Source organism: Desulfothermus naphthae, from assembly GCF_054657475.1.
The window spans coordinates 1707853-1732473 of record NZ_BAAHYQ010000001.1 but is presented as its reverse complement, the minus strand read 5'-3'; the positions used below and the strand labels follow the sequence as shown (position 1 = coordinate 1732473).

19 protein-coding genes are annotated in these 24621 nt (G+C 29.3%); 4 read left to right on the top strand and 15 right to left on the bottom strand.

Annotated elements, in window-relative coordinates:
• Positions 1-33: 33 nt before the first annotated feature.
• From ACYQ1E_RS08360 to ACYQ1E_RS08350, 3 genes are all read right to left on the bottom strand, one after another.
• Entirely contained in the window at positions 34-1713 is a 1680-nt protein-coding gene (locus tag ACYQ1E_RS08360) for an AAA family ATPase (protein WP_459877807.1), read from the bottom strand.
• Between the two features lie 107 nt (positions 1714-1820).
• Entirely contained in the window at positions 1821-2768 is a 948-nt protein-coding gene (locus ACYQ1E_RS08355; RefSeq protein WP_459877804.1) for a glycosyltransferase family 2 protein, read from the bottom strand.
• Between the two features lie 341 nt (positions 2769-3109).
• Positions 3110-3940: a choice-of-anchor L domain-containing protein gene (locus ACYQ1E_RS08350; protein WP_459877801.1), complete on the bottom strand. Its 831-nt coding sequence runs from the start codon at positions 3938-3940 to the stop codon at positions 3110-3112.
• Between the two features lie 968 nt (positions 3941-4908).
• Here ACYQ1E_RS08350 and ACYQ1E_RS08345 point away from each other — a divergent pair.
• A complete protein-coding gene (locus ACYQ1E_RS08345; RefSeq protein WP_459877798.1) occupies positions 4909-5757 on the top strand; it encodes a PEP-CTERM sorting domain-containing protein in 849 nt (282 codons plus the stop codon).
• Between the two features lie 43 nt (positions 5758-5800).
• Here the strand turns inward: ACYQ1E_RS08345 and ACYQ1E_RS08340 are convergent, their stop codons facing one another.
• From ACYQ1E_RS08340 to ACYQ1E_RS08290, 11 genes are all read right to left on the bottom strand, one after another.
• Positions 5801-6868 carry a FemAB family XrtA/PEP-CTERM system-associated protein gene (locus ACYQ1E_RS08340; RefSeq protein ID WP_459877795.1) on the bottom strand — a complete coding sequence of 356 codons (1068 nt, stop codon included), beginning with the start codon at positions 6866-6868 and terminating at the stop codon, positions 5801-5803.
• A gap of 46 nt (positions 6869-6914) precedes the next feature.
• Positions 6915-7286, bottom strand: coding sequence for a VanZ family protein (locus ACYQ1E_RS08335; protein ID WP_488193114.1), 372 nt, complete (start codon positions 7284-7286; stop codon positions 6915-6917).
• A 91-nt stretch (positions 7287-7377) separates the two neighbouring features.
• Entirely contained in the window at positions 7378-8610 is a 1233-nt protein-coding gene (locus ACYQ1E_RS08330; RefSeq protein ID WP_459877789.1) for a TIGR03087 family PEP-CTERM/XrtA system glycosyltransferase, read from the bottom strand.
• 43 nt (positions 8611-8653) lie between these two features.
• Positions 8654-9541: a polysaccharide deacetylase family protein gene (locus ACYQ1E_RS08325; RefSeq protein ID WP_459877786.1), complete on the bottom strand. Its 888-nt coding sequence runs from the start codon at positions 9539-9541 to the stop codon at positions 8654-8656.
• Between the two features lie 28 nt (positions 9542-9569).
• Positions 9570-10400, bottom strand: a complete 831-nt coding sequence (locus ACYQ1E_RS08320) for an exosortase/archaeosortase family protein (protein ID WP_459877783.1) — start codon at positions 10398-10400, stop codon at positions 9570-9572.
• Positions 10401-10412: 12 nt separating this feature from the next.
• Entirely contained in the window at positions 10413-11051 is a 639-nt protein-coding gene (locus ACYQ1E_RS08315) for an exosortase C-terminal domain/associated protein EpsI (protein ID WP_459877780.1), read from the bottom strand.
• A 5-nt stretch (positions 11052-11056) separates the two neighbouring features.
• Positions 11057-12358, bottom strand: a complete 1302-nt coding sequence (locus ACYQ1E_RS08310; RefSeq protein ID WP_459877778.1) for an outer membrane beta-barrel protein — start codon at positions 12356-12358, stop codon at positions 11057-11059.
• A gap of 15 nt (positions 12359-12373) precedes the next feature.
• Positions 12374-12955, bottom strand: a complete 582-nt coding sequence (locus tag ACYQ1E_RS08305; protein ID WP_459877775.1) for a polysaccharide biosynthesis/export family protein — start codon at positions 12953-12955, stop codon at positions 12374-12376.
• A 20-nt stretch (positions 12956-12975) separates the two neighbouring features.
• The gene (locus ACYQ1E_RS08300; protein ID WP_459877772.1) at positions 12976-14385 is read right to left on the bottom strand and encodes a TIGR03013 family XrtA/PEP-CTERM system glycosyltransferase; all 1410 of its coding nucleotides are present in this window, start codon (positions 14383-14385) and stop codon (positions 12976-12978) included.
• A 22-nt stretch (positions 14386-14407) separates the two neighbouring features.
• On the bottom strand, positions 14408-15202 hold the full coding sequence (locus tag ACYQ1E_RS08295) for a polysaccharide biosynthesis tyrosine autokinase (RefSeq protein WP_459877769.1): 795 nt from the start codon (positions 15200-15202) through the stop codon (positions 14408-14410).
• Between the two features lie 15 nt (positions 15203-15217).
• The gene (locus ACYQ1E_RS08290) at positions 15218-16669 is read right to left on the bottom strand and encodes a GumC family protein (RefSeq protein ID WP_459877766.1); all 1452 of its coding nucleotides are present in this window, start codon (positions 16667-16669) and stop codon (positions 15218-15220) included.
• Between the two features lie 655 nt (positions 16670-17324).
• Here ACYQ1E_RS08290 and ACYQ1E_RS08285 point away from each other — a divergent pair.
• Genes ACYQ1E_RS08285 through ACYQ1E_RS08275 form a run of 3 tightly spaced genes read left to right on the top strand, consistent with a single transcriptional unit; the run spans position 17325 to position 22554 of the window.
• Positions 17325-18449 carry a PilZ domain-containing protein gene (locus ACYQ1E_RS08285; RefSeq protein WP_459877763.1) on the top strand — a complete coding sequence of 375 codons (1125 nt, stop codon included), beginning with the start codon at positions 17325-17327 and terminating at the stop codon, positions 18447-18449.
• 31 nt (positions 18450-18480) lie between these two features.
• Positions 18481-20880 (top strand): tetratricopeptide repeat protein, encoded by a 2400-nt coding sequence (locus ACYQ1E_RS08280; protein ID WP_459877760.1) that lies wholly within the window; start codon positions 18481-18483, stop codon positions 20878-20880.
• A 3-nt stretch (positions 20881-20883) separates the two neighbouring features.
• Complete coding sequence (locus ACYQ1E_RS08275) at positions 20884-22554, top strand: AAA family ATPase (protein WP_459877758.1); 1671 nt, start codon at positions 20884-20886, stop codon at positions 22552-22554.
• Positions 22555-22575: 21 nt separating this feature from the next.
• Here ACYQ1E_RS08275 and ACYQ1E_RS08270 read toward each other — a convergent pair whose 3' ends face one another.
• On the bottom strand, positions 22576-24618 hold the full coding sequence (locus tag ACYQ1E_RS08270; RefSeq protein ID WP_459877755.1) for a ThiF family adenylyltransferase: 2043 nt from the start codon (positions 24616-24618) through the stop codon (positions 22576-22578).
• Positions 24619-24621: the final 3 nt, after the last annotated feature.

The following is a 24621-nucleotide window of genomic DNA, read 5'->3' as shown; positions in this document are numbered from 1 at the left end:
TAACATTAACCTTACATACTAGCTTGAAAATTTCTACAATACTCTCTCACAATAAACCATTTCCCACCCTCTATATACTATTAGCACCTTAATAAATTCTTTATCTAATAATTGTCTGACATTTTTGGGAGTGTATTTTTTTAATTGCTCTTTTCCTTCTTCTATTTTTTTATTTAACAGTTCCTTCCACTTCCTCTTTCTAGAGATATATTTAAGTTCTATTATTCCTCCATAAGGGATTTCTTCTCGTATTGGATTTAATACTATATCTACATATCCTTTAGTTACTTCCTGTTCTGTTAAAACTTCATAATATGGACAAAGAACAAGAGTACTCACCATAAATCCTTTTAAAAATCCTTCTCCTGTAAAATAATCCCTGATTGAACTGTTTTTCTTAATCTCTTCTGCTAAATAATAAAATGCTTCTAAGCGTTTTTCATAAGCAAAATCTAACATATATTCATTGAATTTGTGAATATAGAAATTAAAATCAACAGATTTTAATCCCTTATATAAAAATTCTCCCATTAGTCTCTTTATCGTTTGATGGGGAATAGTCATCCTTAAAGCTAATCTGTATTTCTCTATTGTAACAAATCCTAGAAAAAACATAAAGAATAAAAAATTGTCCCTATCTGCTACTTCAAAGGCACTAAAATCCTGAACTATTGTTCCTATGGTCACTGGATTATCTTGAATTAAATTATTTAATTCCTCAAAATTACCATTTAACTTACTGCTGGTTATCAATAAATATCTTAACTTAGAATAATCTGTTCGAACATTTACGTCTACTAATTCTTGAGGTTCTTTTCCTTCATTTATTAAATGTTTTAAATAATACATGATCATATCTGTATTGTATATAGTGTATTCTTTTTCTTCATTAAATCTATAATTCCCATACCATTCATCTGCTCGACTTAGTATCTTTTCTCTATTAACCTTAAGTCCATAATACTCTATCAATAACTCTAATTCCTCAGGTGTTATTCCTAGTATGTCATTATATCTCTCTTTTAACGATATATTAGAAGATATATTACTCCCACTAGTTACATCGTATAATGCTAAAGGACTAACTCCGGTTATAAACATTTTTTTTATTGGCGCATTGCTCCCTGTAGTTCCAGATTTTAAAGTAGTAAAAAACTGCTTGTATATACCTTCCTTCGTGGATATTATCTTTTTATATTCTGAAATAGATTCAATTAATACCTTGTTCACAAAATTGTCATACTCATCTATTATTATATAGAGAAAAAGATTATCCCGTTTCATATAATCAAATAATATATTTAACATATCTATTGGATTAGAGCTGTCAAAATCTATGTGTAATTTATATCTTAAACAAAAATCTTTTATTTTATTTTTTAAATAGTTCCTAAAGCTATTCTCATAATCTGTTACATCTATTGCACTAAAATCCAACTTTAATATATGAAATTTATTCTTTAATCTTGTTCTATGATTATATACATATGTACCTTTAAATACTTTATCAAATATGGATTCATAATTTAGATCATAATAGCACTCAAGCACTGAAAGCCACAAACTTTTGCCAAAGCATCTAGGACGCAATAAAAATAAAAAATTATCATCTTCTTCTATCTCAGAGATAAATCTGGTCTTGTCTATATAATAATAATTTTCTGTCTGTATCCTTACAAAATCTGTTAAACCATAAGGTATCTTCTTCTTCATAAATCTATCCAGAAGGAAAATTTACTGGCATTGAAATAATTAAACAAAGATTAAATGACTAATACCAGAATTGGCTTAAAATTAAAAGAAATATTTTAGCATTATTTTTATTCTTTCAAGAAAATTCCAATCACTGTTCCGATGGATCTGGCCATAAAATAGACCAAATAAAATTTTAATATAGTAAAAAAATTAATATTAGCAGAAATTCTATACAGCCTTATTGAATACACAATTACTGGCAAAAAAACTAGAAAAATACCAAAAACAAACAACAAAAAATTTCCAGACAAAATTCCTGTTATTGATAAAATGGCAAATAATATTATCCAAATTGGTACAATTACGCTTGGAATTTCTTTTAATGTAATTTTTCTTCCCTTTATTGATTTGATATTTCCGTTGGCTCGCCATATTTCTTTTTTAAATAATTCCTTCCAGTTTTTATCTTCACCTAAATGTATAAAATTAGCCTTTGAGGTACAATATATCTTTCCCAATTTATTTACCCTATCACAAAAATAATAGTCTTCACATGTGATAATATCTTCTGGAAATCCGCCGCTTTTAAAAAAATCTTCTTTTCTTAAAAAAAGATTCCACCCGCCTGTAAAATCAATAAATTTACCAGATTTTGTCCTATTTAAGGCAACCCTTATTTTTTCAATATTAGTTGGCTTATTGCTAACACCTTGAGGAGCGCACACCATTTTTACATCTTTTCTCCTTATTTCTTCTAACATAACTTTTAGCCAATTGCTTGAAAGAAACACATCGGCATCAATAAAAGCAAAATATGTGCCTCTAGCTATTTGTGCCCCTTTATTCCTTAAATAAGAAATGGTCTTATCTTCAGACTCAGATAATATCTTTATGAAAAAAGGATAGGAGGCTGAATCTAAATCCAACTTTTTGTTTTGAGTGACAATTATAACTTCTATTTTTTTTAGATCAAACACTTGTAGGGATATACCTCTTAAAGTCTCTTTTAACAACTCTTCTCGTCCTTTATGGGGAATAATGAAAGATACTATGATATCATCTTGTTTTGACATAATTAAATACATTAAAAAATCTATGGCAACAATTTATTTTAAGTAATTTATAGTTATCCCAATAACTTATAATTTTAAATAATGCTTATGTTATTGTTTTTTTTAAAACTTCTATCTATGTTATTAAATGCTTCCCTCTTTTTTGCACTTTAACTTTCTTTTAACTGTTTTTGTATTAAGGCTCAATTATATAGAATTCTGCGGAATACTATAATCCTGAAATTTTTTACCGACTATCAGAAAAGATTTTTATCTATCTAGATAAACACTCGCAAAAATTGAAAAGCAGAGGGATATATGCGAGAATATCCCCCTGCCTCAATTGTATTTGTATTTTTAATTTATGATTTTTTACGGCGGCTTATAAAGAAACCAGAAAATCCAAGACCTATCAAAGTTAATGAAGCTGGTTCTGGGACGGAATTAACATTATTACCTGAAAAAGTTCCAGCTTCAATAAAGACTGCACTATCATATACATAATCTCCAGTGTCAGCAATGGCAATTTTCATATGATGGTTGCCTGTAGATAAACCTTGAAGCTGAGCAGTTAAAACAGTGGTAAAACCATCATATTGTATATTATATGCACCATTTACATTGCTTATATAATAAGATGAGTTAATACTTTGATTAATGGTGTTGATGCTAACTGGATCATTGGTATTAGGTACTAAAGCTATGTTAGTTCCATCTATAAAAAAAGCAAAAACATCATTATACCCACTATTTACGTATTCTTCATATTCTTCAGAGGCAAAAACAAAATTAAAATATAAATTATTGGTTAAAGTGTTAAAATCAAACTGTAATACTGTAGCATCAAATGTGCTAGATGGAGCAACCAAACTAGTTAAGTCTTTATCCCCAGGATATTGATTGGCAATTGAATATCCGGAATTATTGTTAGGACCTACAGCACCTGCTGCTGAACCAGAGGTAAGAATAATTCCATTGTCTATCCCGAGACCAGAGGATAAACCATCAGAAAAAATACCCACAGCATTTAAAGATCCTGTAAAAGATATATTGGAAACAGAAATACTAGATGGATCTATTATATTATTTACAAGCTGTGATGCATCAGTTACAGGTGAAATTGTTAAAGAATAACTATTTTGTAACATTAAAATGAATAAAAACACACACAGTAAATTAAATTTTTTTTTCATAACAATCCTCCCTTTTACTTTGAAAAAGTTTTCAATTGCAAAAAATATTTACTAAAATTTCTGTAAGTTCAGTATTTCTTCATACTTACCACCTCCTTCGTTTTTTGTTTAAAGATGCGAAATGCAAATTACATACCATTAAAAAAACTTTTTATAAAATTTTACATTAAAAATTTTTCTAAACACACTTTAAACAGAGAACAAAACTCTTTTATGGACTTTTAATTTTAAATTTTTTGGCCAAAAAATCGGTTAAGCTATTCCACAAAATATACAGGCCTTTTCAAAATCTATCCCTTCTCCTATCAGTCCAGTTTAAGAAAAATAAGTTTTACCTTTCCAAAATATTGTCTCTCTTATTATTCTTTAATTTTTCTTTTAGTACTTCTCTATTGTTAACCTTAATACAATCTTCTTTTAAAAAAATTCATTATATTAAATCGTTTCTATTATATCAAGTTCTGAAGAATACTATAAAAAAAGCTTTCTCCACATAATCAAACCTCCTTTATATAACTCTTTCAAAATTTATGCCAATAAGTTTCAATTAATAAATGAATTAATACATTGACAATACTCTTTGATTTGCTTAAATCAATTATAAAATTATCCTTTGTAAAAAACTAAGTGGAATAGTTGTTGCATAAAAGTAGGCATAATGGGGCAATCTTAAAAATTCAATCTTAAAAATTAAAAGAAAATAAAAAATTTAAAGGTCATCCCAAAGTTTGAAGGAGGTTTTTAAATGAGGAGAGTAGAATTCAGACATTTACATTTAGAAGGAGGTTTTTAAATGAGGAGAGTAGAATTCAGACATTTACATTTAGATATTAGGGATCCACCGAAATGGTTGTTATTGCAACTTATTAAACTCGAAATGGTTGTTATTGCAACTTATTAAACTCGAAATGGTTGTTATTGCAACTTATTAAACTAAAAAAAATTAACCTTTTATAAGGAGGATTTCAATGAAAAAGTTGTGTTATACAATCCTTATAGGAACTATATTATTTTTGTGGACAATTGGAAATGCATCAGCCTTTCTCGTAAATTGGCACTTTAAACCAGATGCACAAGATGAATTTATTTATGAATATTTAGATTCAACAGGTGCTACATGGGTAAAAAATGATCTTACCACTAATACTTTTGAAGAATGGGGATTTTTTACAACCAATAGTCATGATAATGGTTCACCTTATAATTTTCTTTTACAGGGAAAAGAAGTAACAGGACTTATTCATGCCAGCGGAAGTTTCACTCTTGGAGGACCTTTAAATATGACGAGCGGTGAATTGATTATGTACTACGATCACGATAAAAACACTTATCCCTATGGAGATGCTTCAAGTCAAAGTGACGGAATTTACTACGGAATCAATGATACTACTGATCCTGGTAGTGATATAATTGCTCAATTTACTTTGCAATATGGATATGGTGTAGTTGATCCTCAGGGTATACCCAATGGATTGGTGACCACTGTATGGGAAGCGACTTATTTAATGCCAGGTGTATTTTTTGATGAGAACGGCAATGATTTGGCCAATTTTCCTTTAAATCAAATAATTGCCTATGCCACAACAAATGCCTCATATATAAGTAATGTATCTGATGACCAAATAAAGGAAATGGCAGAATATGCAGGAGTAAGCATTAATGATATCACCAATATTCCCCCAAATGATCTCTTTATTAGTGGTAATGGACAGTTTAGATTAAGTAAAGTGCCTGAACCTGCTACTATGTTCCTTTTAGGTTCTGGACTTCTAGGTTTTGTGGGAGTTGGAAGAAAAAGGTTAAAAAAACAAAAGTAACGCCACAAAAAAAGCGGGCTTAAGCCCGCTTTTTTTGTGATAATTAAAGATCTATATACCTTCTTAAAAATGGACCTAACATATTGGTTAGGCTCAAAGGCGTTTTTCTCCATATCTTAATAAACATATCTTTTATTAAAAGAGAATGTTCAATCTTGTGCTTATTTCTTTTTTTTGACCATATATACCATAATAATTGCTTTTCCTCAGCCCCCCACTGTTTTTTGAATCTGTACGTACCCCCACCCACGGAAGACCTACCAAAATCAAAATATTTGTACCCTTTATCACAGGAATATTCCAACATTGACCAATATAATAACATATTGGGACTTAAGCGACTATATTCCCTTAAGGAAGAGGCCCAAGGATTGTAAACCATATCCTTAAACTCTAAGATCAGGCTACACGCAACTGGAATCTTTTCTTTATAAACTGCAAATATTTTACACATAGGTGAAAAATATTTCACTGTATTTTTAATCATATCTTTAGAGTGAACAGGGGAGCCCAACCACCTCATATTTTTACCAAAAACCTTATAAAAATCATCAACTAATTCTAATCCTCCTATTTTTACTGTGAACCCTTCTTTCATTGGCTTTCTAATCTGACTTCTAAGCTTTGATTTGAAAGATGTGAAAAGTTGTTCAGAGGATTTTTTCAGCTCTAATATAAGTCTTACTTTGTCCTTTTTTATAATAAGATGTGGATAGTGAAAATTTTTTATAGCACCATCTAATCTCAATCTTTCCTGCTGACGCAGGGTTACAGACCTTACATTTTCATTCTTGGCCTTTGCAAGAGCATATTCTATTAATAGCTCTTCAATCTTTTTATTCTCCGCCAATACGCCACCTAAATCAGAAAAAGGAATAGATGTAAACTTTTTCACAAAGCCATATGCATTTATTTTCACAATTGGCAAAATTCCCACTATTTCCATGTTATTAGATATGGCAACTATGTAATATCCTTCATGTCCATAGGTCTCGTGGATCACTTTTTTCCAGTTATAGAGCTGATAAACATTAGAATAGGAATGGTTCAATACATATTCATCCCACTTTGTCATAAAGTCCTCGGTTGCCTCGATTATCTTTACATCCATAAGAATATCCCTTTTAAGTTTTATTTTTTGTGAAAAAAAAAATTTCCTATAATGACTTATTATCAAAAAATTTAAACAACCAAACACATCCAATAGTAACTCCTAATAAATTAAACAAAATGTCTTCAAGAGATCCATATCTTCCTGGTACAGGAATTTGAATAACTTCAAGCAAAACACCAAATAGGAATCCAAAAAATAAAATCTTTCTTTTCTCATTAATCAGCAATGTTTTAATATTAAATCTGGGATTGTTTAAAAAGATCACCCAAAAAATAAACATGGGGATATGTAAAAAATTTTGCACAGATGGTTTTATATCCATAAAAAACATATGGTAACTGCTGTTTTTTGGAAAAATTGGGATTAATGAACTTAGCACTAACAATAAAGAATAGATAAAAAAAAAGTAATTCATTTTAGATTCTCAAATAATGTAGTCAATTTAGTTAAATGTGAGTTCCATGAAAAATTTTCCTTAATAAAAGAATAGATAAAAAAAAAGTAATTCATTTTAGATTCTCAAATAATGTAGTCAATTTAGTTAAATGTGAGTTCCATGAAAAATTTTCCTTAATATAAGACCTTGCACTTTTACCTATTTCTTGCCTTTTTTTATCATTCTTTAATAAGTATTTAATAGAGGTAAAAAATTGCTCTTCATCATTTGCTAAATAAAGATGTATTTTATCCTTTCCCCATATACCTTCATTAGCTTCATTAGTAAGTACCACGCTCTTTTCCATTGACATTGCTTCTAATACCTTGTTTTGAATTCCCCTTGCAATCATTATTGGAACTACAACTACGTGAGCAACATCATAATATGGTCGGACGTCTTCTACAAATCCGGTTACAAAAATACAATTTTTTTTATGTAATCTCTTTATATCCTCAGCTGGATTCCTTCCCACTACTAAAAAACAAATGTCTTTAAATTCTTTCTTTAATCTATAAAAAACTTTATTAACAAACCACAATACTGCGTCTATATTGGGCTTATAATCCATTGCACCTACAAATATAATTACTTTTTTTTTATTTATAAAGTTTATAACATCAGAAGAAAGTAAATGTAATCTATTCGCATTGTAAGAAAAAAAATTATAATCCACGCCATTTGGTATTACAAATATATTTTTAGCATTTTTATATTTGGATAAAAATAATTTTTTTTCTACATCTGAAACAAAAATAGATATGTTGAATTCCTTATTTATGTTTTTTTCATATTCAAATAAAATCTTGCTCTCGTATTTATAAATTAAACTCAGAAGTGAAATAGAATTTTTTGAATATTGATACCATTTATGAGAATCCAAATCACAATAATCCATAACTAACAATGGTTTATTTTTTAAATATTTTTTTGCATTAAATACATACTCAGCCATAACAGAACAAAAACAAAAAACAACATCAAATCTATTATTTTTCAATAAATTATTTACTTTTTTTTGTAATTTAGAAGAATAAAAATATTTAACAGAAATTGGTTTTTTATTTATAATAGATAACAAGATTGATGATATTTTTTTGTAGGAAGGCACATAATCCACCATGCAGCTTGAGCAGAATGTTTTTAGGGATTCACTATATCTTAAGTCATCTCTATTGTCACAAAGAGTTGCTAAAAATACATCATTTTGCTGAGATAAAAATTTTATTTGATTGAACGTTCTTATCTTATCCCCTTTATTGGGTGGATAAGGTATCCTATGGGCAAGATATAAAATCTTCATACAATCTTATAGGTTGCTATTGATCTATCTGTATTTTTACAACTTATATAAGTATTTTTTTACTTAAAAATTCTGAACATGAGATGAATTCTATATTGTCTTTCGATTTAAAGTAGTTACACATTTTTTTTAGCCGTTCAAAAGTTTTGTCCAGATTAATATAGTGTCTAAACCTGTGATTTAGACTTAAAGCTGCTATTTTTGGTTGACCAGGGTCAATTTCCCATGGATGCATATAAAAAAGATACCATCCTTTTTGTTTTAAAATAAATTGAACTAATAATTGAAATAAAAACAAAGGAAAAATCCTAAAATATGTCCCTCCACCAGCAGGAAACACTATACCCTTGATCTCAAAATTTGATACAGGTATTTCGTATAATCCAATATTAAACTCTAAAACTCCTCCTAAATCATTTCTAATTTCTTTCTTATCCACAGAGCCATATCTAGGATTCAATTTAAAGGAGTTATAACTTGAATCATATTCATATCCTAAATGCTTTAAACATTGTAAAAGAGTTTTAGTGACACTAAAATTGGGTGCCCTAAAACCATAAACTCTATTCCCTATTATATCTTCTAAAAGCTTTTTGGAGATGTCTAATTCTTCTATTAATTGGGATTTGTCCATTTTTGAACAAATAATGTGCCAAAAACCATGACTGGAAATCTCATGGCCTTGATTGTGAATTTTCTTTATTAAACTTGGTAGTTTCTTGGCTAACCACCCAAGCACAAAGAAAGTAGCTTTAATATTAAGACTATCAAATAGATCTAAAAGACGATCTATATTTGCCTCAACTCTAAGTTTCATATTATCCCACATACTAACAGGACAGACCGAGCGCAGATTTTCCACCTGAAACCAGTCTTCTACATCCACGGTGATTATAAATGATTTAGCACAATTTTTATTGAAATATTCCATAAATGTTCTATTTCAAATCCAAATAATTTTAACTTAATATACGTTGGATCATGACGAGAAAGAAGAAACCTACAATAAACACTACCCAACCTGAAAATTCATGAATAAATCCATGAGCCATTTGGGGTCCAAAGTTGTCAGCTAGTATGCCAGTTACTGTTAATCTAATCACATTCCCAATAATAGCTATGGGAATTGAACAAAAAAACAACACGATCCTTTTCAATACATTAAGATTTGATATATAGGCTAAAGCTGCACTTAAAGCCATTAGTGTAACTAAGGATCTGAGCCCTGAGCATGCCTCAACAACCTGTAAAGTTATATTTGGAAGAGTTATAATGTTTCCCTCTCTGTAGACTACCATTCCCAAAAATTCCATTAATCGGGTAGCTATACTAGATGCTATTAAAGACAATGGAACTGATAATCTATTCCACACAATGGCAGGAAGGGGTATCATAAATACAAGATAGAAAACAGGAAACATTATCAATTTTCCAACTTTTTTACCGTATAAGTAAATTACGCTTCCCCATAGGACAATTAGCATGGAAATTCCCTGCACTAAATCTAGAGAAGAAATCCAACCTAATATAAATACAATTAGACCAAATAAAACTATCCAAAGACCTTTATTGGAAGGTAATGTAGTGGTTTTTTTTATGAGTTCCCATTTTGTATAAATAAAATAAAGAGAAATTAAGGGAATGAAAAATCCGTGAGAATAATTTGGATCTGCATCCCAACTTTCTATTAATTTTAAAATAACAGGTCTATATAATATAAAAAATAATATTAATAGAATAGCTATAGTTATGTTCTTTATTGTAAAATAATTCTTTATTCTTAATTCCATATTATTTTATACCTAAGAAGGAAGAATTTTATATAAAATTTTAATAACATTTACACAAAATCTACTTAATTCTTTTTTAGACACTCCATTAGTTAAACATATAATCCTAATAAATGCCCCATCAGTTCTCCTCTTTAAAACCGAATCAGCTATTCTATATATTCTCTCTTTTACTTCAGAATCTAAAATTCGGCCTCTACATTGATACCAATATATTGCTTTTAAAACATTTGAGCCTTTTTTTAAAAAAAGACAACTTACATTAACCTTTTTATTCTTTGATAAATATATCGGGACTGACTCGACTTTATATATATTCCAACCAGATCCAGGCATACAATTCAAAGGAGAATGGTATGTCTTTATTCTATCGACATAGGAGAAATAACTTATATATACATCTAAAAATTCACCTTTTTCATTTTTGTATCTCCTCCAAATGTAGTCGTCAACATGAAGAATTCTAGCCACCTTAGGATCCATAGTTTGATTATCACTGGATTTCCATTCTGCAATCTTTTTTGGAAAAGACATATCAAGAGGAGTTTTTAAAGGTATTGCCTTCACATGACTAAAAAAATTAATAATAAAATAGCAACACAGAAATGCTATACAAAGTATCCCTCCTCGTAGAAAAAATCTTTTTTCCATAAATCTTACTTAATTAATTTTTTTGAATCATGTAATACAATGGAGATCATTGCCCTGTGGTCTTTATAATCATTGTTGTCTATATTTGACTCCAACACACGGTATAAATATGAAATTGAAACATCCATCCATTTTGTAACTTTATAATTCAACTCATCCTTAAAAGATAATACATTGTCTTTTCTGTCTGGCTCCTGATCTGTATATTTATTATACCGGTAGTCCAAATATGCAGAATTTGATAAATGTCTTGTAAAATCGTACACAAAAGTAAGTTGTCCGCCATGATAAATAGTAAAACCTAAATTTTCACCTCCAAAATATGTCTCTTCATATCCACTTGAATACTTAAAGCTTATATTACCCTTTTTTATTTTCCATTTTTTATTATAATTCACATCTAAATTAAGTCCCTTTTCATCGTCACCCTTTTCTTTGTCTTCTTCATAATATCCAGCGCTAACATCAAGACTTGAATCTTTTGATATCCTATAAAAAATTCCCAATGAAGGAGAATAAACCTGATAATCAGCGGTATCACCAGAATAATCCATATAAGTGTGTGAATAAGCCGCATTTATTGACATATGTTTTGTGATTTCCCTTGTAATTTTAATGGTTCCAACAAGTTCATCAAAGTCATCAGAACCACCGTAAAAATCTCCCTTAATATATGATATGTCTAAATTTAAAAAGGTGTGTTCGAAAATTTCAAAATTAACGCCAGCAACAGGATTATAACGCGTTGCCTCTTCTGTGTTCTCCCCTTGCTCCCAATTCCTATAGTGATTATAACCTACATAACATTTATCTCTTTTTCCAAATTGATAATTTAACATAATAGCACCAGAATAACTAGAATGATATTCCCGTTCCCTTCTAATTGTATAACCTGAAGGACTATATATAGTATTTTCATTATTAACATTTACATCATATAATTTCTGCGTAACATTATATTTATTGTACACATTAAAAATAAGCCTTTTTGTTAATTCATGTGAAAAGTTGAACATTGCATCGTGTCCAATGTAATTATCTTCAGTTTTTTCAAAATAATTGTAAATCGATGCAGAGTAAGAAAGTAAACTTTTTGTCGATTTAGTAGAAATATCCAGTGCCACCGATGGATTTACTAAAAATGCCCAGTCAGAATCTTCATCTTCAGGTGTTAAATACAAATTACTATCATATTCTCCACTTATCTTTAATTTATATAAAAGATCAACATTGACCTGAGCATATAAAGCTTGCGCATAAAAGAATAGTAAAAGTAACACATGAAAATATCTTAATATCCTATGCATCATCCTTCTCCATTTTTATTTTACAATTATTGTATCATTTCGTTGAATAAAATAATTTTGTTCTGGAGCTTTACCTGATATGATATCTTTGTAACTTATTTTATATCTTATTTCTTTGCCATTTTTATATCTTAGTAAAATTATATTGTCTTTATTTGCCCACTCAGTAAAACCCCCAGCAATGGCTATTGCTTGTAATATTGTTAAATCTTTAGTTAAATTATATTCGCCAACCTTATTTACTTCCCCAACCATGTAAAACTTATTGTTCTCTTCATTTACAATAACTGTTACAAATGGATTTGTAATAAACTGAGACAACCTTTTCTCTATTTTCTTTTTAAGCTCAATAGGTGTCAATCCTTCAGCCATAACATCATCTAAAAGCGGCAAAGATATTCGTCCATCGGTTCTCACTTTAACCACTCTTGTTAGATCCTCTTCTTTCCATACATTTATTTCAAGGATATCTCCCTTACCAATCCTATAATAGAAACCGGAAACATTAGATTTATCCGTGTTTTCAGCATAAACAATAATCGGAAATACCCACAAAAATACTAGACAAAATATAAAATATTTACTCTCTCTATTCATACAATCCCTCCTTGGTACATTCATCTTGCCCCCTGGCCTGTAAGCACAGTTTTTATTGTTTTTAAAATTATATAGATGTCAAACAAAATTGTCATGTTTTTAACATAAAACAAATCATATTCAAGTTTTTTCAATGCGTCTTCTTCAGAGGCTCCATAAGGGTAGTTTACCTGGGCCCACCCAGTTATACCAGGTTTAAGACAATGCCTTTCTCCATAATAAGGGATTTTTTTCTTCAACTGTTCAACAAACTCTGGCCGCTCTGGTCTAGGTCCCACAAAACTCATATCACCCTTTAACACATTAAAAAATTGAGGTATCTCATCTAATCTAAATCTCCTAAGGAATTTACCAATAGGGGTAACCCTGGGATCATCTTTTTGAGCCCATTTTGCCCCGTCTTTTTCTGCATCCTGTCTCATGGTCCTAAATTTATAAATTTTATAGGGTTTTTCCCATTGTCCCACTCTTATTTGTGTAAACAATATTGGTCCTTTTGAAGTAACTTTTACCATTAGAGCTATTAAAATAAATATTGGAGAGAAAATTACAAGGCCAAACAAAGATAAAATTATGTCAAGCAATCTCTTTGTTAATAATTTAAATTTTAGCCTAGAAAACCCCTCTGAGAAAATAAGCCAGCTTGGTACCACTTTGGTAACCAATACCTTCCCACAAAGATTCTCAAAAAATGTAATACCATCTACAATGGTTATGCCTTTGGTCTTACATTCTAAAAGTTTATTAATCGGAGACACTCCCCTCTTTTCTTCTAAAGCAAAAACAATTTTATTTATTTTGTTTTCCAAAGCTATCTCGCACAATCTATCTATGTCTTGATAGATCTGATTTTCCTTAAAAGAAAGGTCACATAAGACTTCTTTATTAAATTTTATTGTAGGAGGCAAAAATATATATTTGATATTATATCCCGAATCCAAATTATATTTTATTTCATTTATAATATGAAGTCCTAATTCTCCATCCATAATAAGTATTAAGTCTTCATTCCAAAATCCAGTTTGACATAAATATGTATATAAAATTCTCCATGATACTAAAAAAAACAAAAGTAATACAATACCACCAAAAAATATCCCCTGTTCTAATATAGCAGGAGGATATAAAAAATATATTGCAGACAAAATTATACAAGTAATACCAATAGCCTGTAATATCCTTAGAAAAAGCTCAACAATTCTAAATCCATACTTAAATTCATACAAAGAACAATAATATAAAACTATCTGTGATACAAAAGTTATAATGGATATTCTAATCCATATATTTAACCTCTCCTCATGAACAGGCAAATTTCCTTTATAAAAAATTAATATCACAGAATAAATACTAAAAAATATTAGAATGCTCTCAAAAATAAAAAATACTAAATTTCTTATTGGATAATATTTATTAAAAAATTTAAGCATGCCGCATATTATATTTTATCTTTTAATAACTAGTATACCTATATGAACCATATCTTTTGTAATATCTTTTTCTTTTTTCATATCCATTTAGTATAATACCCTTAAACCTCTCTTTCTCAAACTTCTCTATGGTATTTTTTACCACATCTCTGGGAGTACTTGCCCTTTTTACAATTAAATATATAGCATCAACTTTATTTCCTAACACAAATGTTTCAGGTGTCAGTTCTATGGGAGAAGAATCAAAAATGACATATCTATCGGGATATCTATCCTTTAGTTCCTTAATAAGGTCTTCCATTTTTTTTGAAGAGATGAGTTCCGAAGGATTATCACAATCATCGCCTGCTGGAAGGATTGTCAACTTTTTTATCTCTGTCTTAATAAACAAATCTTTTAGAGGTTCTCCTGTCATTAAATGCGTTGATAAACCTTTTTTAACATACTCATACCCAAAAATTTGGTGGACCCTTGGTCTTCTTAAATCTGCATCTACTAACAACACATATTCATCAAATCCTTTAGCAATTGTTGCGGCCAGGTTTGAAGCAACAAAGGTCTTACCCTCGCCTTGCAGACAACTCGTGATTAATATTGTTTTCGGAGGATCTCCTTTAAGTGGTCTTAAAATTCTAGATCTAAGAAATCTAAATTCCTCTGCTATAACAGAATTAGGTTCCGAAAAGACCACTATTTCTTTTGATAGTTGCGGTTTATCTCCATGTGAATCTGGTTTATTTACATGTAATTTTTTGTGTTCTCCTATCTCAATCCTTTCTTTTTCAGCCTTTTCAAGTGCTTCGAATAATCTACTCATAATAAATACTCTTGTTTATTTAAATTCGTGGGTGGGCAAACATACAATTACTTTTACTCCTAAATAAGTTTCTACTTCTTCGGGAGTATAAAATGCCGGATCCAGACTCTCTCTTAAAAAGGCAAGTCCACCACCCAAAAAAAGCCCAAAGAAAATAGAAAACATTGCAACCTTTTTTACGTCAGGAGAATATGGCACACTAGATGGAACAGCTAAATCCAATATTCTAAATTGTTCACCCTTTTGACGCTTTTCTAATTCCTCAGCCATTTCCGCATTTAATTTTTTTGCCAATAAATCTTGATATCTTTTGCTTAGAACAGAATATTCTTTTTGCATCTTCTCTAGTTGAAGCGATATTCTTGGTGTCATCTCAATCCTTTTTTTGTAGAGCGCTATCTGTTCTTTTATCTTTTGAAGATGTTTTTCATAATTGCTTATATAATTTCTAATTTGCTTTAATTGATAATACAAAGGTCCTTTTGTCTTTTTTTCTAAGTAATTTTCTCTCGCCTTTTTTTGTTTCAGTATTTTAATCCTTTTCTCTAAGGCAACTACATCTGGATGTTTCTCGGTATAAATTGACTTTAACTCCCTCAATTTAAGCTCGAGTTCTTCAATAGAATTACCTTTGTTTTCTTTTTTCAAACTTGTCCTCGTATTGGATTCTTCTGAATCTAGCAATTCCTGTATTGTTATTTCTTTTTGTCTTGCTATATTTATAGCCTCCATTAAATTATTATATTCGTCTTTCAACTGGTTTAATATGGAAATATTTGAATTTAATTCATTAGGCAACATACCTAAATTTTGTTTTTTAAATTTTTCTAATTCTTTTTCTTTTTTTTCCAATCTACGCTTTAGCCGATTCACCTCTGTTTCTAAAAATTTTGTAGTGCCCATGGCCATTTGCTCTCTTATCTTTAAATTTTCTTCTATAAATTGAGAGGCTAGGGCATTTGCCACATCAGCTGCTGTCTTTGGATCATACCATTCAAAGGATATTTCAAAGGCTTTTTTACCACCTTTTAACGAAACTTCAATTTTCTTCCTAACAAAATTTATAAACTGTAAATTGTCCGATGTAATATTTTTATTGTTTTCTGCACCCAAACCAAATTTTCTTAGTATTTTATCCTTTATTTTTTCAAAACGCCCTTTTTCTCTAGGTCTATTCAATTTAAACTGATTGATTATTCTTTCTAAATTTGTTCTACTATACACTTGTTGAGATATGGTATTAAGTCTATTTTGCAAAGTTTCCGTTATTGTTGACTTAACATAGCTACTAGGTATCCTCTGGGCTTCAACCAATATTAAAGTAGTTGATTTATAAGTTTTGGGGGTAGTAGCTATATACAAAATTCCACCAACTAGGGAGAGTAACACAGACAGTACAATCCACCATTTTCTTCTAACAATAATATCAATAACAGGCTGTAAGTCTATTTTTTGAATTTTAATCATTTAATAATAATTCTCCTTGTAATTATAATAGTTTATGCGAATATAATGCCAAGATATTTAAATCATAGATTTTTTTTCATTCTAATTCTTCTTTCACTCAACTAAAAATTGAGCTTATATTCTCTTCATGAACCATTTTTTTTGCAAACACAAAATTACCTTTTTCACGAAAATAGATTGTTTAAAATAATATTTTTTTATCTGCCATTCTCTGAGTGTGGAAGTCACTTACAATACACCATCTTATAACTTTCCAAAACATCCTTAAAACAACTAATTGACCGGCAATATTTTCCCATTTCTATATTTTATTTTTTTATCTTTCAACACCTTTTATGATTTAGTAAAGTCTTCCTATTTAAAAATTTATTCCTTACCATAATTAAATTAATTTATTGTTTGATTTATGATTTAATCTTTTTTACTCCAGTTTTCTTTTTTTTGCAACTGAAATTAATTTCACCATGTATGAATTATTTTTCACTTCTAATTAAAATCAAAATTGTGATTATCCTCATAAATCAAGGAAATTATTATTGCACAAATTTTGCTATAAATTCAACAATCAAATTTTAGCTTTATATTCTTAGGTTATTTCAATATTTAATTATTATAATTTAATTTTAAAATTTAAAAATGGTTTAAGATAAAGTAAATGATAGAAAAAAGAAAAGAACCGAGGATTCCTGTCCAATTAGACGGGTTTTTAAAAGAACCGGACAATAACCAATTGAAGAGATGTAAAATAAAAAATTTAAGCCTTCACGGAGCTTTAATTTTTTTTGATGAACCCTTAGAAGTCAATAAAAAAGTTAATGTTCAAATAAAGGATAATGGTTCTAGCTACGAAGCCCACGGAACTGTTAGATGGTGTGGAAATGGTTCATGGCCATTTAAGATTGGACTTAGTTTTTATGAGCCTATCAATGTACGTCTTCCTCTTAAGGAAATTTCTTCAGCTCTTCTAAATGGTGAAGAAATAGAATATGGCGCAAAATATGTTTCTTCACCACTTTTTTCTCGTATCTATGTTGAGCTACTTAAAGAATCTAGTAGACAACTTCATATAGGTTACATGTGCTTTTTTTTAAAAAATAAAATAATGAATTTATTTGAAACTATTAATACAAAATTTAATTTAATTGATCTAGCAGTTAAAAAAGTGTTAAAGATTAATAACAAATTGGAAATATCTGAGAAAGATATCAGTATGTTTTATAATCATCATTTTAATAGTCTAAATGTTGAACTAAAAAAAATTGAAAATTTTATTAAAATATTGAATAAGCAGATTAAAGACAGTAAAAGTTATAAAATGTCCATATTACATATGGATAAAATCTTAAATTCTATTATTTATAGCTGCTCCAAAAAGATATCGCTTTTTAAGGAAGTAGAGTTTACTTCTAATATTTCTCGTGATATAAAATCTTTTATAGGTAATAAATATATATTAGAACAGGCTATAGAAATGATTTTTACTTTTCACATAAATTATATTTTATTTTATAATGCCAACAAAATTAAAGTTTATTTAACTTACATGGAACCCCAAAACAGAATACTTCTAAAAATTATAAATAATGGTTCAAAAATGTTTAACGAAAATATAGAGCTAAACAAAAATGTATTGGGAGTTAAAGATCATAATAATATTTTTGTTAATTATTTAAAAGTCATAACTATCATTTTAGAAGAATACGACCCAGAAGTAAAAATATTAAACGAATCTGGAAATAATCATTTTATATTAAGTTTTTGTGTTGAGCCAATTATTTAAATTAAATTAAAATAAAATAGAGGTGTGTTTTATGTGTAAAAGACTTTTTATAATTCTAGTAAGCTGCTTATTCTTTGTTAATTCGTGCACAAATAAAGATGAAAAATTTAAGTCTTATGTAGAGCAAGCAAAAACTTATTTACAAAAAAATGAATTAGACAAAGCAAAGATTCAACTGCTCAATGCTTTAAAACTTAAACCCAAAAGTAGCTTAGTTTATTATTATTTAGGAGAAGTATCCATAAGAAAAGGCAATGTTAAAACTGCGGTGGCAAACTATATTCAGGCTATAAGAATTAATCCTAGACAAGTGAATGCTAATGTTAGAATGGGGGAACTTCTTTTAAATGGTCATAGATTTAAAGACGCAAAGTCCTTTTTAGAAAGGGCATACAAACAAAAACCTGATAATGTAAAAATAGGTCGCTTATATGCATTGTGTTTGATAGAATTAAAAAAATATGAGAGGGCTGAAGAGATTTTAAATAGTTCATCCCAAAAAAATCCCAATGATTCAGGAATATTAATTCTTCTTGGGAATATACATCTCAAAAAAAATAATGAAAAAAAAGCTGAACAGTTCTTCATTAAAGCTATTAAAAGCAATAATGCCATTTTTAAAAATTACTTACCTTTATTTATGTTATATTTAAAAACTGAAAGGTTTTCAGACGCTGAAAATTTGTTATTAAAGGCTGAAAAAAGATTTCCCAATAACCCAGCAGTTAATCTGACCTTGGCAAATTTTTATTTACAACGTAAAAAAATATTAGATGCAGAAATGCAATTAAAGAAGGCTATTAAAAAGAATCCAAAAAATCCATTTTATTACAAGGAATTATCTCTAATATATATATTTAAATACAAAGACCTTAAAAAAGGAGAAAACATCTTAAAGGAAGCCATTGAAAAATGTAAAGATAATCCAACATCTTATATAAATTTGGCTGTTTTTTATCTATCTTTAAAAAAAGGCAAAAAAGCTGAAGAAATACTAAAACAAGCAATTGAGAAATTTCCCAATAACACCACCGCAATGAAAATCCTTGCCCAATATTATTATGAAATAAAAGACATTAAAAAGGCAGAAGATTTATACCAAAAACTATTGGCTAAGAATAAAAATGACCCTCTAGCAAGATTAATTAAAACAAAGATTTTATTGTTAAAAGGTAAAGTTAATGAAGCTGAAGAGATTTTGGTAACACTTTTAAAAGACATACCAAATTTTGACGAAGCGCATTTCACAAAGGCACTTCTTGATTTATCTCGAGGTAAATTGAAATTGGCAAAGGAAGAGGTGGCCCAAGCATTAAAAGTAAATCCAAAACATTTAAAGGCTAATTTATTGATGTCAGAGATATTAATAAGAGAATCAAACTATCAAGAGGCAAAAAATTATTTAGAAAAGGCAAAGGAATCTAGTCCTACTGATATTAGGATTTACATAAATCTTGGAAGAATTGCCTTGTTGGAAAAAAAATATAACGAAGCTGAAAAAAATTTCACAAAGGTAAAAGAATTCTTACCTAAAAGCTTTATAGGATATTTGTATCTTGCCAATACTTATTTTAAAGAAAAAAAACTTGACAAGGCATTAGATGAATACACAAAGGTCCTTCAATTAAATCCCTATGCGTCAGATGCTATTTCCAAAATAGCTTTGATTTATTTAATAAAAAAAGAAGACCAAAAGGCAATTAATTTTTGTAAGGAGCTATTAGAAAATTATAAAAATAAAAAACTAACCTCTTATGTTTATTACACATTAGGAAAAGTTTACCTAGCTCTAAAACAGTATGAACATGCTAAAATAGCCTTTAACAAAGCAATTAATGAAAATCCCAATATGATATTACCTTATATTCAGCTGGCAAACTTAGCGATAAGGGGCAAGGATATAGATAGTGCTATTTCTTACTATCATGTCCTAGAAAAAAAGGATCCTCAAAATGTTAATATACTAATGATGTTAGGTATCCTTTATAATAAAAAGAATGATATCCAAAATGCCAAAAAATATTATGAAAAATGTGTTAAAGTTAAAAATGATTTTGCGCCAGCAGCTAATAATCTCGCATGGTTAATGGCAGAAAATGGTGAAAATTTAGATAAAGCATTGTCTCTTGCACAAATGGCTAAGGAAAAAATGCCTGAAAATCCTTATGTATCCGACACATTGGGATGGATTTATGTTAAGAAGAATGCAGTTTTGAGCGGAATTGCCCAATTAGAGGATGCGCACAATGCATTGCCTAATAATCCTACTATTTCATATCACCTAGCCTATGCCTATTATAAAAACGGGGAAGTTAAAAAAGCCAAAAATCTTCTTCAAACAATTTTAAAAAATAAATCTTCCTTTCCTGAAAAGGATGAGTGCCAAAAACTTTTGACAGAAATAAACTTAAGTGCCAAGAATAAGCAATAACGAATGTATCTTGGATTTTACGGATTAAAAAGAGAACCTTTCCATATCTCACCTGACCCGTATTTTTTCTATTTTGCTCCTACTCATAAGGAAGCATATGCTGCTCTTGTATATGCCATTAGAAATAGAAAGGGATTTGTGGCAATCACAGGTGAAGTGGGGTTGGGAAAAACCACCATTATAAGAACCTTTTTAAATCACTTTAAAAGTCAACACAAACTGAAGATCGTTTTAATTTTTAACACCAAATTAAGTTTTAAAAATATTCTGAAACTCATTCTTTTAGATCTTGGTTTTGATAAAAAACAAATTCTAGAAATTGAAAACAGGGCCCACGATGAAGAAAGTTTCGAGGTAGAGGCAGTGGAACTTCTCTACGATTATCTCATTGAGCAATACAAACGTGGAATAAATGTTGTTCTTATTTTAGATGAAGCACAAAATCTTCCAATAATTACCTTGGAAAAACTTAGGCTTATATCAAACCTTGAAACAGATAAAAACAAATTGATTCAAATAGTATTAATAGGACAACCTGAATTAGATAAAAAGCTCTCTCAAAAATCTCTAAGACAACTAAGACAAAGGATAGAATTAAAAATAAAGTTAAAAGAACTTAATAAAAAGGAAGTGGAAAAATATATTGCTTACAGATTGAAAAAAGCTGGATATAGCGGAGAAAATATTTTTACCAAATCAGCAATAAAAAAAATATATAAATATTCAAAGGGGATTCCACGAAAAATAAACATCATCTGCGACAATGCCCTAATAACTGGCTTTGCAAAAGATAAGAGAAAAATAGGACCTAAAATCATCAAGGAAGTTTGCAAAGAATTGTATAGCGATGAAAGGAATACTAAATCTAACAAATTGTTTTATGGAGTTATATTTTGTGTTATGTTTTTAATGTCTTTTTATTTTGGAACACACTTTAGCAATATTGATTTATCTTTTTTATCCAATCTAAACTCATATCGGGAACAAATCAAAAAGAAAAATTTTCAAGAAAAAAAGGATATACTCTTATCAAAATCTACAAAAAAATCCATAGAAAATCCCAAAATACTTCAGCACGGAAATCCTCACACAAATCGTCATACTGATAATATAAGTCAAATTATAGGTGCAAAAGTAAAAACAGAAAGAACAGTAATGACTAACAGTAAGAATAGCTCAACTAATAAAACTACAATTAAAATAGATGACAAAGATTCGTATTCTAAATCACCCGATAGGCCTAACCGATCTCAAATGAAAAAAAATAAAATTTCTGGTTCCTACAATATAATAGAAAAAAAAGAACAAACTTCTGCTTCTATTATATTTAAAAATAACTTAATACAAAAACTAGATACATCTGGCAAAATAATCTACTTAATTTTACAAGAGAGAATTCCATTTTTTAATGATTTAAGTGATGTAAGACAAATAGTTCTAGTAGAAATGGCAAAACAAACATCTATTCCCGGTCTATTTAGTTTTAAAAAAATGTTGTCTGCTCTTAAACAGAAGAACTACGAATTAGCCGCTAGACATATGCTATACTCTAATTGGTTTGCAAGAGTTGGGGAAAAAGCAGTAATCTTAGCTGAAATCATGAAAAACAACGACAAAACTGCTTTAATAAAGTGGTTAGATAAAAATTACCCTGCTGTTAACAAAGATCGCTAAATTCAATTTACTATGGGATATCTAATCAATTAAAAATTTAAATAAATCTTTCCTAAGAGTCCTCACTCTTACTTCACCCTTTGCATATCCAAATCTAAACAACATAATATGGGATTCATTGCTATTTAAATCTAATTCAAAAATTCTCTCATATTCAGGCCAAATTTTATTTAATAACTCTTTATGTCTTTCTAAAAAACTATCTTTATTTTTTTTCCACCTTTCCCAAAAAAGAGTTATTGCTGTCATAGGTTGGAAGGATAGGTCATTTCTAACTGTCTCTAACCACACTCTCTGCATGGCCATTCCACCTCTTAAAAAGGCAATTTTATCCTCTCCTGAAACTGTTATTAGTCCAACACCAGAAGCTGATTTTATACTCCTGTATGAGTGAAATGCTACTAATTTTCCTATTCCCAACTTGTTAAACAAATGCATAATGGGCCATGGTTTTGTAATTCTTAGAAATATCTCACCCTGAAATCCTGCCTCTAAATTTTTTAAAGGAAATCCATCACGAGTTGAGTACATTTCCCTGTGATTAAACCTTATCATCTTTATCAAGTGTTCATGAAGGGGGCGAAATTCTACCCTAATCTTATCCACATTATATACTAATTTACCAACTTGTTTAATTTTCTTAGGATCTGTTATTAATCTTACCTTTGTATCTTCAATTTGTTCTCCTTGCTCTTTTATTCTATTTAAAATTGAATGGTCAATTTTTGTCTTTTCATAAAATTTTCTATTTGTATGTCTTAACCAAATAAAGTCGCAAAGAGGATCTTTGTGAGTCTTTTCTATCTTTTCAAAGTCCAAAATCCCCATCAACTCAGCAGCATTATCCTTCTCTGGCAGAAGTATTAAATTTGGCTTAATTTTTAAAGCACTAGCTGCTAATTTAATATTTTCAATCACAGCACCACACGATATTATAGATGCTATTTGATCTATGTTAAAAAAAGATTGATCCCTTTTAGAATCTAAATACACATAAATTTTTTTGTTTTTTATACTGAATTTCCAAGGTTGTGTATTATCTCCAGAAGGTGCCATTATTCCTGCCTTTAAAAGGTAATTAACTACTTTGTCTGAAAACAATTCTACTTCTTTATCATTGGGTATTTCAGGTAATTTTAAAGGGTTTTCATAAAGATCTAACTTTAAAATAAATCTTTGAACCAATAATTTTTTCATTCTCTGTAAATAGTTTTTATTACCCTTTCTGAGTTTTCCTTTTACAAACTTTCCACAATATGGATCAAATTGTATATAAAATGGTACAGGTCTTACTTTTCCTCTATTTAACAATATCTTAATTACCTCTACCCCTGCCATGGCAGCACAGATGTTACAAGCTACTATTGAGGATGGTCCCCTTTGAGCTTTTAGATCTATTTTACTCTTATCAATATATTTTACATGTAACCCCTTTGGCGCAAGACCAAGGCCAAAATTTAAATATTTTTCAATTTCTGGCATACCTTCATATACGTCAAAATACTCATCAAATGACATACCTGAATCAGGTGCAAAAACAAGGAGAGCTGACCCAAATCCCAAAGGAGCTGCAGTTACTACATAAATTCCTTTTTCCCTTGCCCTATTAAATAGCTCACGCCTAATATCAAACTCAAAAAAATCAAGTCCATCTACAACTACATCAACGTCATTTAAAAAATCATCTAAAATATCTGAAGATAGCCCTTTTTCAAATAGATTTATTTCCAAATAAGGATTTATGTCTTTTGCCTCTTTTGCCATGCAATGAATCTTTGGTTTATTAAAATTCGATACTTTTGCTCCATACTGTCTATTGATATTAACTATGTCGAATTTATCAAAATCTGCTATATTAAATTTACCAATTCCCAGTCTCGTTAAAGTAACCAGATGAATTCCACCAACTCCTCCCATACCAGGTATAGCAACTCTTGACTTAGCCAATATTTCCATATCCTTTTCAGACAATATGCCTATATTTCTAGAAAAAGCCTTTTTTAGATATTCCTCTTTGGGATTTATACCCAATTGTACCAATGTATTATTCAACTTTTCTTGCATAAA